This is a genomic window from Pseudomonas sp. W2I6 (assembly GCF_030815935.1).
GTDB lineage: Bacteria > Pseudomonadota > Gammaproteobacteria > Pseudomonadales > Pseudomonadaceae > Aquipseudomonas.
Window position 1 is genome coordinate 5,226,903 of record NZ_JAUSXJ010000001.1, and the last position, 12,673, is coordinate 5,239,575.

Genomic DNA, 12,673 nt, shown 5'->3' on the forward strand with positions numbered 1-12,673 from the left:
GTGAGACGCCAATGGTAGTGATTCTTATTGACTGTGTACAACCCTACTCCCGCCCAAAGGACGAACGAGATCGTCAAAACCGTAAGCAAAAAGTGTAAAGAACGTAAATTCAGTGCGAATAGTAATGTATCGCAATTGATATGAAGTCTTGTTCTCCCTATATTCCGCGGCCTCACCTCCTTGGGGAAAGGACACACTCATGCCGCGCACTTCGATAAAAACACCTGCCAGTTCACCACGTTTGCTGGCCTCGGCCATCGGCGTTGCCATCAGCGCCAGCTCTGCCGCCCAAATGGCGCAAGCTGCTGAAGACATCGAGCAGAAAGGCGAGCGCAACAGCATTTCCCTGGGAGCCACCAGCATCACCGGCCAGGAACAGGACAGCACGTCCTACCAGGTCGAAAAAGCCTCCTCGCAGAAGTACACCGCGCCGCTGGTAGATACTCCGCGCTCGGTCACCGTGGTGCCGCAGCAAGTGCTCAAGGACACCGCCGCCACTTCGTTGCAGGACGCCTTGCGCACCGTGCCGGGGATTACCTTCGGCGCCGGTGAAGGCGGCAACCCGCAGGGCGACCGTCCGTTCATTCGCGGCTTCGACGCCCAGGGCGATACCTACCTCGACGGCGTGCGCGACACGGGCGGCCAGAGCCGCGAGATCTTCGACATCGAATCCATCGAAGTCAGCAAAGGCCCCAACTCGTCATTCGGCGGCCGCGGCTCGGCCGGCGGCAGTCTCAACCTGGTGAGCAAGACGCCACAGGCGCGGGACTTCACCAACGGTGGCTTCACCTACGGCTCCGACCAGACCCGCCGCTATGTGCTCGACGTCAACCGTCAGTTCCTCGACAGCGCGGCCTTCCGCCTGAACCTGATGAGCCACGAACAGAACGTCGCCGGGCGTGATGCCGTCAACTACGACCGCTGGGGCGTGGCGCCGTCGCTGACCTTCGGCCTGGGCACTCCGACCCGAGTCAACTTCAGCTACTACCACATGGAAAGCAACGACCTGCCGGATTCGGGCATTCCGTATGGCTACAGCAACAGCGGCGCAAGAGCCGCCCACGTGCATGACAAGCCAACCGACGGCGGCGACAGCAACAACTTCTACGGCCTCAAGGATCGCGACTTCCGCAAGACCCGCGCCGACATCAGCACGTTCTCCATCGAGCACGACCTGAACGACAACATGACGCTGAAAAACACCCTGCGCCACGGCAACACCGGCCAGGACTATATCGTCACCCAACCCGACGACAGCCAGCACAACGTCAACCAGTTCGGCACCGTGTGGCGCCGCGCGAACACCCGCGTGTCCACCACCGAGACCACCACCAACCAGACCGATCTGTTTGGCAGCTTCCAGGCGCTGGGCTTCAAGAACACCTACTCCACCGGGCTGGAATTCACCGGCGAAGAAACCCGCTACAGCGGCTACACCGTCAGCCCGAACAGCAACCCCGGTTGCCCGGCGCCCGGCAAAGGCGGCCAGTGCACCTCGCTGGCCAACCCGAACCCGGACGATGCCTGGACCGGCAGCATTGCGCGCAACTACAACGGCACCAACACCAAGGCCACCAGCCGTGCCGCCTATGTGTTCGACACCATCGAGCTGGACCCGAAATGGCTGCTGAACGTCGGCCTGCGCTACGACACCTTCGACACCGTGGCCAACACCAATGCGGTGCCGACCGCCACCGTCAAGGCCCGCAGCAAGATCAAGAACGACAGCCAGTTCTTCAACTGGCAGGCGGGCCTGGTCTGGAAGCCGGTTGAAAACGGCAGCATCTATGCCTCCTACGCCACCTCGGCCTCACCGGCCGGCGGCCTGGTAGGTGAAGGCGCCGACGGCAACCCGCTGTCTGCCGGCGCCGCCACCAGCGACCTGAAACCGGAAGAGACCGTCAACTACGAGCTGGGCACCAAGTGGGACATGTTCCACGACCGCCTGTCCCTGACCGCCGCGGTGTTCCGCACCGAGAAGAAAAACACGCGGATCCTGGTGGACGCGCTGACCTATGAAAACGGTGGCGAATCCCGCGTCGACGGCCTGGAGCTTTCCGCCAGCGGCAAGCTGACCGATCAATGGCAAGTGTTCGCCGGCTACAGCTACCTGAAAAGCGAACTGGTGGACCCGGGCCTGAACGGTCGTAACGGTGTCGTCAGTGCCGGCTCGAACAAAGGCAACCAGATGCCCAACACGCCGAAGAACACCTTCAGCCTGTGGACGACGTATGACGTGACACCGAAGCTCACCATCGGCGGCGGCGCGTTCTATGTCGACGAGGTCTACGGCGATGCGGGCAACACCGTCTACGTGCCGTCCTACACCCGCTACGACGCCATGGCCAGCTACAAGCTGACCAAGAACGTCGACCTGCAGTTGAACGTGCAGAACCTCACCGACAAGACCTACTACGACAAGGCCTATGCCTCGCATTTTGCCAACCAGGCAGCCGGTCGTACGGCCCTGCTGACCACCAGTTTCCATTTCTAAACCGATACAAATGACTGCACGAAACCCCACGCATCGGATGCGTGGGGTTTTTGCGTGTAAAAAAGAATGTTTCTCGACAACTCGCGGCATAATGCGCGCCGTGAAACACCTAACCTGATGACGAGGCCGTACGACGTGTTGAAGAAAACCCTGTTCCAGTTGCATTGGTTCTTCGGCATTACCGCCGGGCTGGTGTTGGCCTTGATGGGGATCACCGGCGCAACGGTGTCGTTCCAGGATGAAATCATCGAGTCGCTGAACCCGACGGTGTTGACGGTGGAAAAGCGTCCGGCCGGGGTACTGCCGCCCGCTGAACTGGTGCACCTGCTGGAAGCCCGCGAAGGCAAAGTCGTGTCGATGCTCACGGTGCAGCCCGACAGCACCAACGCGGCCAAGGTCTGGTTCACCCCACCGCCCGGTGAGCGCCGCGGGCAGATGCGCTACTTCGACCCGTACACCGGCGACTACCTGGGCGATGCCGTCGGCCAGGAATTCTTCGGCTTCGTGCTGCAACTGCACCGCTTCCTCGCCATCGGCGACACCGGCCGGCAAATCACCGGCGCCTGCACGCTGATCCTGGTGTTCTTCTGCCTCTCGGGCCTGTACCTGCGCTGGCCGCGCCAGGTGGCAAGCTGGCGTGCATGGCTGGCGGTGGACTGGCGCAAGAAAGGCCGCAGTTTCAACTGGGACCTGCACTCGGTATTCGGCACCTGGTGCCTGCTGTTCTATCTTCTGGCGGCACTCACCGGACTGTTCTGGTCCTACGAGTGGTACAGCAACGGCATGACCAGACTGCTGTCCGACGCGCCGCAGAACGAACGCGTACGCAAGCGCGGCCCGGCCCCCGAAGGGCCTGCGCCGGTGGCCAATTACGCCGCGATCTGGAGCAGCATCTACAGCAACGCCGGCCCCGGCTTGAGCGGCTACAACATCCGCATGCCCGCGGTCGCCGGCCAACCCGCCACCGTCTACTACCTGCTGAAGACCTCGCCCCACGACCGCGCACTGAACCAGATCAACCTCGACCCGGCCACCGGTGAAGTCAAATCCCATGACACCTACGCCGGCAAAAGCTTCAAGGCGCAGATCCTGACCAGTATCTATGCGCTGCACACCGGCAGCTACTTCGGCCTGCCCGGCCGGATCATCCTGACGTTCAGCGCGCTGCTGATGCCGCTGTTCTTCATCACCGGCTGGCTGCTGTATCTGGACCGCCGCCGCAAGAAACGCCAGGTGCGCGATGCCCGCAAAGGCCTGACCGGCAACCACAGCGACGCGCCGGCCTGGCTGATCGGCTTTGCCAGCCAGAGCGGCTTTGCCGAGCAACTGGCCTGGCAGACCGCCGGGCAGTTGCAGGCCGCCGGCGTGCCAGTGAACGTGCAGTCGCTGGGCAGCGTCAGCGAAGAGGATTTGCGCCAATCGAGCCATGCGCTGTTCGTGGTCAGCACCTTCGGCGACGGCGAGGCACCGGACAGCGCCCGCGGTTTCGAGCGCAGCGTGCTCGGCCAGGACCTGTCCCTCAAGGGCCTGAACTACTCGGTGTTGGCCCTGGGTGATCGCCAGTACCAACACTTCTGCGGCTTCGCCCGGCGCCTGCATTTCTGGCTGACCAACCAAGGCGGCAACCCGCTGTTCGCCCCGGTGGAAGTCGACAGCGGCGACACCGATGCATTGCTGCACTGGCAACAACAACTGGGCCAACTGACCGGCCATGCACCCGCTGCGGCATGGGCCAGCGCGACCTATGAAAACTGGACCCTGAAGCAACGCACCCTGCTCAACCCGCACAGCAGCGGCTCCGGCGTCTATTTGCTCGGGCTCACCCCGCCAGCCCCCCGGGACTGGCTGGCCGGCGACCTGGTGGAAGTGCTGCCACGCAATTGCCCATGGGCCATCGAACACTTCCTGGAAGGCCTGGGACTGGCCGGCAGCGAAGGTGTGGTAGTCGACGGCCTTGCACACACCCTCGACCAGGCCCTGGCCGGCCGCCAACTGCCGGACAATCGCGCACACCTGGTGGGCCTGCATGCCCAGGCGCTGGTCAATGCACTGGTGCCGCTGGGCATGCGCGAATACTCCATCGCCTCGATTGCCAGCGACGGTGTGCTGGAGCTGATCGTGCGCCAGGAGCGTCACCCCGATGGCAGCGTGGGCGTGGGTTCCGGCTGGTTGACCGAACATGCACCGCTGGGTTCGACCATCAGCCTGCGAGTGCGGCGCAACAGTGGTTTCCATCTGCCGACCGAGCCGCTCCCGATGATACTGCTGGGCAACGGCACCGGCCTTGCCGGGTTGCGCAGCCTGCTCAAGGCGCGGGTTGCCGACGGCCAGCAGCGCAACTGGCTGCTGTTTGGCGAACGCAATATCGCCCATGACTACCACTGCCAGGACGAGCTGCAAGGCTGGCTGGCCAGCGGTGACCTGGCGCTACTGGACCTGGCGTTTTCCCGGGACCAGGCAGAGAAAATCTACGTGCAGGATCGCCTGCGCGAATCAGCGGATGTGCTGCGTAAATGGGTGGCCGATGGCGCCGCGATTTACGTCTGCGGCAGTTTGCAGGGGATGGCGGCGGGTGTGGATCAGGTGCTGCACGATGTGCTGGGCAGCGAAGCCGTCGAACGCTTGATCGAGCAGGGCCGCTATCGCCGGGATGTTTACTGACCCCCTGAAGATACACCGATCAAAATGTGGGAGCGGGCTTGCTCGCGAAGGCAGTGGATCAGTCCATACATCTGTTGACTGACACACCGCCTTCGCGAGCAAGCCCGCTCCCACATTGGATCTTCTTCAGTAGGTAGATTGCATTGCAATCACACTGGCGCCAGCTTCTGCTCAAACACCGAAACCCCATCCAGATCCCGCAAAATCACCGTCAGCTCCGCCGTCTGCCCGTCAATCTGCACCTCGCCAAAAAACTGGAACCCGGCAAACGGCGAGCTGTTCTGCACCGTTGGCGCCTTCTCGAACACCACTTCCGGGCCAAAGGTTTTATCCAGCGGATTAGGCCCGAAACTCCCGGCATTCAACGGCCCGGCGACAAACTCCCAGAACGGCTCAAAATCCTGAAACGCCGCCCGATCCGGATGGTAATGATGGGCCGCGCAGTAATGCACATCCGCCGTCAGCCACACGTGATTACGCACCTGCTGCGCCCGCAGAAACGCGAGCAATTCGGCAATTTCCAACTCGCGCCCCTGGGCCGGGCCCGGGTCGCCGTTGGCGATCGCTTCCCAACGCGGCACGCCGGGGCTGACCTCACCGTCGGGCACGCCCAGGCCAATGGGCATGTCGGCGGCGATGACTTTCCACTGCGCCTGGGAGGCCTTCAATTCGCGCTTCAGCCAGTCCAGTTGCTCACGCCCAAGGAACGGTTTTTCACCGCCAAGGTTGTCATCGTTCGGCCCGCGATAGCTGCGCATGTCCAGCACAAACACATCCAGCAACGGGCCGTAGCTGAGCTTGCGATAAATCCGCCCGCCCTGGTCGGCGCTTTGCCGGCGCATCGGTGAATATTCCAGCCAGGCCTGGCGCGCACGGCCTACCAGGGTATTGATGTCGCGAGTCTTGTAGCGTTCATCCAGTTGCTTGCTCGGCGACCAGTTGTTGATCACCTCGTGGTCGTCCCACTGCCAGATCTGCGGCACTTCGGCGTTGAAGCGACGTACGTTCTCGTCCATCAGGTTGTAGCGGTAGTTGCCCCGGTATTCATTCAGGGTTTCAGCGACTTTGCTTTTGGCTTCAGTGGTGATGTTGCGCCAGATGCGTCCGTCCTCGGTGGTCAGTTGCGCGGGCACCGGGCCGTCGGCGTAGATGGTGTCGCCGCTGTGAATGAAGAAGTCCGGCAGGCGCAGGCGCATGGCTTCGTAGATGCGCATGCCGCCGATGTCCGGGTTGATGCCGAAGCCCTGGCCGACGGTGTCGCCGCTCCACACAAAGCGGATATCCCGGCGCTGCTGCGGCACGCTGCGCAGGTGACCGAACCAGGGCTCGCTGGCCACGCCGGTCTGGGCATCTTCAAAGTGCACACGGTAGAAAATCGCCTGGTCGACGGGCAGGCCGGTGAGTTCGACACGGGCGGTGAAATCGGTGCGGCTGTCGGCCAGGGGCGAGATGAATTTGCGCGGGTTGCTGAATACGCTGCGGGTGTCCCACTCCACTACCATCCGGGCCGGGCGGTCGCTGCGGCTCCAGATCATCGCGCGGTCGCCCAGCAGGTCGCCGGACTGCACGCCGTCGGTGAGTTGCGGGCGATCCTTGACCGAGGCGATCACCGCAGGCGCGAGGCCCGGCAGCAACAGGCCGGCGCCGACGGCTTGCATCACGCGGCGGCGGCCGAGATTGAAGTGGCTCATGCGGGTTCCCTCTCGAGCAGCAAAAGGGAAACTTAAGCATGACGGGATGAACGAGTTATGACATCGGCCTTATTGCTTACGGAGGTCAAATGTGGGAGCTGGCTTGCCTGCGATAGCCTCAACTCGTTACGCTGATACACCGAGGTGCCTGCATCGCAGGCAAGCCAGCTCCCACATGAACCGAGTTATGCCTGGGCGGGTGCGACAGAAAGCTCTACGGTCTCCGGGCGTTTGAGGAAGGCATACACCACAGCGGTCAACAAACTCCCCGCCACAATCGCCAGCAGGTACAGCAGCGCATGGTTGATCGCATTCGGGATCAGCATCACAAACAATCCACCATGGGGCGCCATCAGCTTGCAGCCGAAATACATCGACAGCGCACCGGTCAGCGCGCCGCCAGCGATGCTTGCCGGGATTACCCGCAGCGGGTCCTTGGCAGCAAACGGAATTGCGCCTTCAGAGATAAAGCACATGCCGAGGATCAGCGCGGCCTTGCCGGCTTCACGCTCGGTCTGGGCGAACTTGCGCCGCGCCAGGAAGGTGGCGATGCCCATGCCAATCGGCGGCACCATGCCGGCAGCCATGGTCGCGGCCATGGGGGCACCGCTTTGCGCCGCCAGCAGGCCGACGGAAAACGCGTAGGCCGCCTTGTTGATCGGGCCACCGAGGTCGACGCACATCATGCCGCCCAGCAAGATGCCCAGCAGCACGGCGTTGGTGGTGCCCATGGTGCTGAGGAAATCCGTGAGCCCGGTGAGCATCTTCGCCACCGGCGGCCCTACCAGGTAAATCATCGCCAGGCCGGTGAACAGACTCGCCAGCAACGGGATGATCAGGATCGGCTTGAGGGCTTCCAGGCTCTGGGGCAAACGGATCGCGCGGCTGATGAATTTGACGCAGTAGCCGGCGAGAAAGCCGGCGAAGATCCCGCCGATAAACCCCGCGCCCAAAGTGCTGGCCAGCAGACCGCCGATCATGCCGGGGGCCAATCCAGGACGGTCGGCAATCGAGTAGGCGATGTAACCCGCCAGCAGCGGCACCATCAGCATGAACGCCTGGTCGCCGACGGTTTTCAGCGCGGCGGCAAGAGTGCCTTTTTCTTCAAAGGCATGAATGCCGAACACGAATGACAGGGCGATCAGCAGACCGCCCGCCACCACCATCGGCAGCATGAACGACACGCCGGTGAGCAAGTGTTTGTAGACACCGGTCTTCTCCGGTTTGGCAGCGGCACCACTGGCAGCGGATTCCTGCTTGCCTTCGGCCAGCGCCTTGTTGAGGGTCGCCTCGGATTGCTTGAGCGCGATCCCGGTGCCGCAGCGATAGATTTTCTTGCCGGCAAAGCGCTCGGTGGCGACTTCGATGTCGGCGGCGAGCAGCACCACGTCGGCGTCACGAATCGCCTCGGGACTCAGCGGCGTGCGGGCGCCCACGGAGCCCTGGGTTTCCACCTGCAAGTCATACCCGAGGCGCTTGGCGGTTTGCTGCAACGCTTCGGCAGCCATGAAGGTGTGGGCGACGCCGGTCGGGCACGCGGTGATCGCGACGATACGCGGCGTGCTTTTCGCCGGTGCCGCGTCAGCTACCTGCACCTGGGCCTCCTCGGCTCCGCGACGCAACACCGCGTCCACATCCTGCAACGCCTGGGCTGGCGTGCTGCGGAATACGCGTTTGCCGACAAAACGCTGCATGTCCACCGGCGTGCTGCTGACCAGCAATACCCACTCGGCGGCTTCAATGGTGGCCGCCGACAATTGGCGTTCCGGATGCTGCACGTCGACCACTTCGACGCTGGTGCTCCAGCCCTGGCGTTGCGCGGCGGCATCCAGCAAGCGGGCGCACAGCACACTGGTGACCATGCCGTTCGGGCAGGCAGTAACAATGGCTAACTTCATGACCAACCCTCTTATTGTTCTGTCAGCGGGCGCACGTGGACGCCGCTCTGCAAAGTCTCAAGCTGCGCTTCGTCGGTGATGCCAAAGCCGATCTGCGTGACCGCCATCGCGGCAATGGCGGTGGCGCGGCCCAGGGTCTGCTCCGGCGTATCGCCACTGAGCAAACCGTGAAGCATCCCGGCCAGCAGCGAGTCGCCGGCGCCTACGGTACTGGCCACGGTTACCTTGGGCGGCGTGGCGTGCAGCGCGGTATCCGGGCTGTACCAGCTCACACCCGCGGCACCGTCGGAGACCACCACATGCTCCACACCTTGCCGATGCAGTTGGCGGATGGCATCTGTGGAATGACCGAGGGCATCGGCCAGTTCTTCGGTATTGGGTTTGACCAACCACGGGCCGGCGTTCAATCCAGCGCGCAGCGCTTCGCCGCTGGTGTCCAGGGCGACTTTCAAGCCGAGGTTTTTCAGTTGCTGCAGCAGGCCCTGGAACCACTGAGGGGTGATGCCGCGTGGCAGGCTGCCGGCCACGACGACGGCGTCGTAGCCCGGAGCAATCCGCGCCAGTTGCTCAAGCAGTGCGTGTTGCGCCTGCTCGCTGACCAGCGGGCCCGGCGCATTGACATCCGTGACCCGCCCGTCCTGCTCGGCGATCTTGATATTGCTGCGGGTTTCTCCCGGCACCCGAATAAACGCATCGGTAAAACCACGACGGGCAATCAGCATCTCGAACGCTTGAGGATTGTCCTCACCAAGAAAGCCGCCCACGGTCACCTGATGACCAAGGTCGGCCAGCACCTGGGCCACGTTCACGCCCTTGCCGGCAGCGTGGGTGATCATCGCTTCGCTGCGATTGACCTCGCCCGGTTCCAGGCGCGCCAGGCGCACCGTCAGGTCCAACGCCGGGTTCAGCGTCAGGCTTAAAATCCTTGCCATTTACACGGCCTCCACAAGCGCACGCACTTCGGCGGGAGAACCCACCGCCAGGGCTTTTCGTGCCAGGCCCTGGGCCTCGCTCAGACTGAATTCACGCACCCGTGCCTTGACCTCGGGGATGCTGCGCGCCGAGACGCTCAGCTCATCCACTCCCAGGCCGATCAGCACCGGAACTGCCAACGGGTCGGCTGCCAGCTCGCCGCACACGCCGACCCATTTGCCATGGGCATGGGCGGCGCGCACGGTGATGTCGATCAGTTGCAACACCGCCGGATGCAGGCCGTCAGCCTGGGCCGACAGCGTCGGATGGCCACGGTCGATGGCCAGGGTGTATTGGGTCAGGTCGTTGGTGCCGACGCTGAAGAAGTCCACTTCCTTGGCCAGTACCGGCGCCAGCAACGCGGCCGACGGCACTTCGATCATGATCCCCAGTTGCAGGTCGGCCACCGGGATTTCCAGGCGCAGGCGCTCGGTCATGTCCCGGGCCTGGCGCCACTCGTCAACACTGCCAACCATCGGGAACATGATGCGCAGTGGACGGTTGTCTGCCGAACGCAACAGCGCGCGCAATTGCGCTTCCATGATCTGCGGGCGTTGCAGGGTCAGGCGGATGCCGCGCACGCCGAGGAAGGGGTTTTCTTCCTTGGCGATCGGCCAGTAAGGCAGCGGTTTGTCACCGCCCACATCAAGGGTGCGTACCACCAGCGGCCGACCGCCCAGGCCGTCGAGCACGCGGCGGTATTCGGCTTCCTGGGTGGCCTCGTCGGGCGCTTGTTTGTGGGCCATGAAAATCAGTTCGGTGCGCAGCAGGCCGATACCTTCGGCGCCCTGCTCCACCGCGCCGGCAACCCCGGCGCTTTCGCCGATATTGGCGAACACTTCGACGGCATGGCCATCGCGGGTCAGGGCCGGTTCATGGCGTTGCGCGGCGGCGGCTTGCAGACGTTGTTCGCGGGTGTCGCGTTCGACGGTGGCGCGCTGCAAGGTGGCGGCGTCGGCGTCCACATGCAGGCGACCGCGCTGGCCATCCAGCAACAACGGCGTGCCCGAAGCCAACAGCAATACAGCAGGGCCTGCACCCACCAGCGCGGGAATGCCCAAAGCACGGGCGACGATGGCGCTGTGGGCGGTGGCGCCGCCACGGGCAGTGAGGATGCCGGCGACACGCACCGGGTCCAGGCGCGCCACGTCCGAGGGACCCACTTCGTCCATCACCAGGATGTAGGGTTCGTCCGGCTCCTGGGCGGTTTCGACGCCGCACAGTTGCGCCAGCACACGGCGGCCAATGTCACGCAGATCGGCAGCGCGCTCGGCGAGCAAGGCGTCCTGCAGCGACTCCTGCTGTTTGGCGGCGGCTTCGATCACGCTCATCCACGCGGCTTCGGCGCTTTCGCCCTGCTTGAGGCGCGTCTCGACTTCGTCGGTCAGTTCCGGGTCGTCGAGCATCTCCTGGTGGGTGATGAAGATCTCGCGGATGGCCTTGGACTTGCTGCGCTCGATCAGGCCCTGGATGTCCCGGCGCACGTCGGCCAACGCCGCGTGCAGGCGCTGGCGCTCGATCACCGGCGACTCGCCGCGCAGCGGGTATTCGAAAGGTTGCAGCACCTGGATATGCGCCGGGCCAATCGCAATGCCGGGGGCGGCGGCGATGGCCTGGATCAGGCTGCCGGACACTGGCGCGCTGATCACCGGTTCGATCTCGACCACGGCTTGTTGGGCGCTGACTGCCGGCAGCGGCTCGACTTCTTCGCCGAGGCCGTCTTCCACTGCCGCCAGCAAGGCGGGCAAGGCGTCACCGGCAATAGTTGGCTCGGCGACAAACTCCAGTACCTGGCCGCGACGCGCACCGAGGCTGAGCAACTTGCTCAGGCTTTTTACCGATACCGCGCCGACGTCTCCATCGACGATGCGCACACGGATTTCACCGGCAAAACTTTTCGCCAATTGCGCGAGGATCTTCGCCGGGCGCGCATGCAGCCCGTGGGCGTTGGCCAGGGCAATGCGCACGCTTGGCCAGTCGGCGGGCAGTTCACCGCCGAGCACTTCCAATACGGCGCGGCTGCTGGTGGCGCGGCCGAGTTCCTGGCCACGGCCTTCGATCAGCAAGGCACACAGGCGTTCGAGCAAGGTCTGGTGGGCCTCGCCGAGGCTGGCCAGGCAGAACAGGCCGCTCAAGGGCTGGCCCAGGTAACGCATGGGTTTGTCCGGAGTGACAAAGGCCAGGCCGGGACGCTTCACCGTCTGCTCGCTGTGCAACCACCACAGGCCATCGCCCAGGGGCAGCGCGTCGACTTGTTGCAGCACGGCGGCAAAGCCATTGCTCACGCAATCGGCCTGGCGCAGCAGGCGTGCGCCTCTCCACACCAGTTCTTCGAAATCATCAGCCGACACGCCCAGGCCAATCATCTGTGCGTCCAGCGCCAGCTCCTGCGGCGCACCTTGCAGCAGTTTCAGCAAGGCCTCGGCAGAACTGGCGCGGCGCAGGGCCTGGCCCAGGTCGGTCTCGCCGAGGGCACGGGTCAGCAGTTGCAGCAGGCGCAGGTGTTCGTCGGATTTGGCGGCAATGCCGATCGCCAGGTAAACGATCTGGCCATCGCCCCAATCCACGCCGTCGGGAAATTGCAGCAGGCGCACGCCGGTGGCGAACACCTGGTCGCGTGTTTCGGGGGTGCCGTGGGGGATGGCGATACCCTGGCCGAGAAAGGTCGAGCCTTGGGCTTCACGCGCTTGCAAGCCACTGAGGTAACCCTCGGCGACCAGGCCATCGGCCACCAGTTTTTCAGCGAGCAGTTGCAAGGCAGCAGACTTATCCACAGCCGTCTGGCCCATGGATATCTGCTCGTGGGTGAGCTCAAGCATGCCGTTCTCCTAGTTAGTGCGGCGGGCGCACTAGGTATTATTTTGAATAAATCAGTGCAAAAGCGTTCGAATAAAATTGACTGAGTGGTCAGTTGGCAGGACCACAATCGTCGCGATAATCGTAAAAATACGCTTGCT

At 63.7% G+C, this 12,673-nt stretch carries 6 protein-coding genes; 2 read left to right on the top strand and 4 right to left on the bottom strand.

The genetic code is table 11. The annotated features are described in order from the left end of the window. Window positions 1–199: 199 nt before the first annotated feature. Together QF039_RS24090 and QF039_RS24095 are read left to right on the top strand one after the other, a co-directional pair. Window positions 200–2,494: a TonB-dependent siderophore receptor gene (locus tag QF039_RS24090; protein ID WP_307521079.1), complete on the top strand. Its 2,295-nt coding sequence runs from the start codon at window positions 200–202 to the stop codon at window positions 2,492–2,494. Window positions 2,495–2,629: 135 nt separating this feature from the next. Continuing rightward, window positions 2,630–5,155 carry a sulfite reductase flavoprotein subunit alpha gene (locus QF039_RS24095; RefSeq protein WP_307521081.1) on the top strand — a complete coding sequence of 842 codons (2,526 nt, stop codon included), beginning with the start codon at window positions 2,630–2,632 and terminating at the stop codon, window positions 5,153–5,155. Between the two features lie 149 nt (window positions 5,156–5,304). Here the strand turns inward: QF039_RS24095 and QF039_RS24100 are convergent, their stop codons facing one another. The 4 genes from QF039_RS24100 to ptsP form a co-directional block, all read right to left on the bottom strand. Then, a complete protein-coding gene (locus QF039_RS24100) occupies window positions 5,305–6,846 on the bottom strand; it encodes an alkaline phosphatase (RefSeq protein ID WP_307521083.1) in 1,542 nt (513 codons plus the stop codon). Between the two features lie 185 nt (window positions 6,847–7,031). Then, window positions 7,032–8,744 (bottom strand): PTS fructose-like transporter subunit IIB, encoded by a 1,713-nt coding sequence (locus QF039_RS24105; RefSeq protein ID WP_008437280.1) that lies wholly within the window; start codon window positions 8,742–8,744, stop codon window positions 7,032–7,034. Between the two features lie 11 nt (window positions 8,745–8,755). After that, window positions 8,756–9,676: a 1-phosphofructokinase gene (gene pfkB / locus QF039_RS24110; protein WP_087694617.1), complete on the bottom strand. Its 921-nt coding sequence runs from the start codon at window positions 9,674–9,676 to the stop codon at window positions 8,756–8,758. After that, complete coding sequence (ptsP, locus tag QF039_RS24115; RefSeq protein WP_307521086.1) at window positions 9,677–12,535, bottom strand: phosphoenolpyruvate--protein phosphotransferase; 2,859 nt, start codon at window positions 12,533–12,535, stop codon at window positions 9,677–9,679. It lies immediately after the preceding gene. Window positions 12,536–12,673 lie beyond the last annotated feature (138 nt).

Excerpts from the sequence above, each read along its gene's own strand:
- QF039_RS24090 (WP_307521079.1), top strand. The coding sequence starts at position 200 with ATGCCGCGCACTTCGATAAAAACACCTGCCAGTTCACCACGTTTGCTG.
- QF039_RS24100 (WP_307521083.1), bottom strand. The coding sequence starts at position 6,846 with ATGAGCCACTTCAATCTCGGCCGCCGCCGCGTGATGCAAGCCGTCGGC.
- QF039_RS24105 (WP_008437280.1), bottom strand. The coding sequence starts at position 8,744 with ATGAAGTTAGCCATTGTTACTGCCTGCCCGAACGGCATGGTCACCAGT.
- pfkB (WP_087694617.1), bottom strand. The coding sequence starts at position 9,676 with ATGGCAAGGATTTTAAGCCTGACGCTGAACCCGGCGTTGGACCTGACG.
- ptsP (WP_307521086.1), bottom strand. The coding sequence starts at position 12,535 with ATGCTTGAGCTCACCCACGAGCAGATATCCATGGGCCAGACGGCTGTG.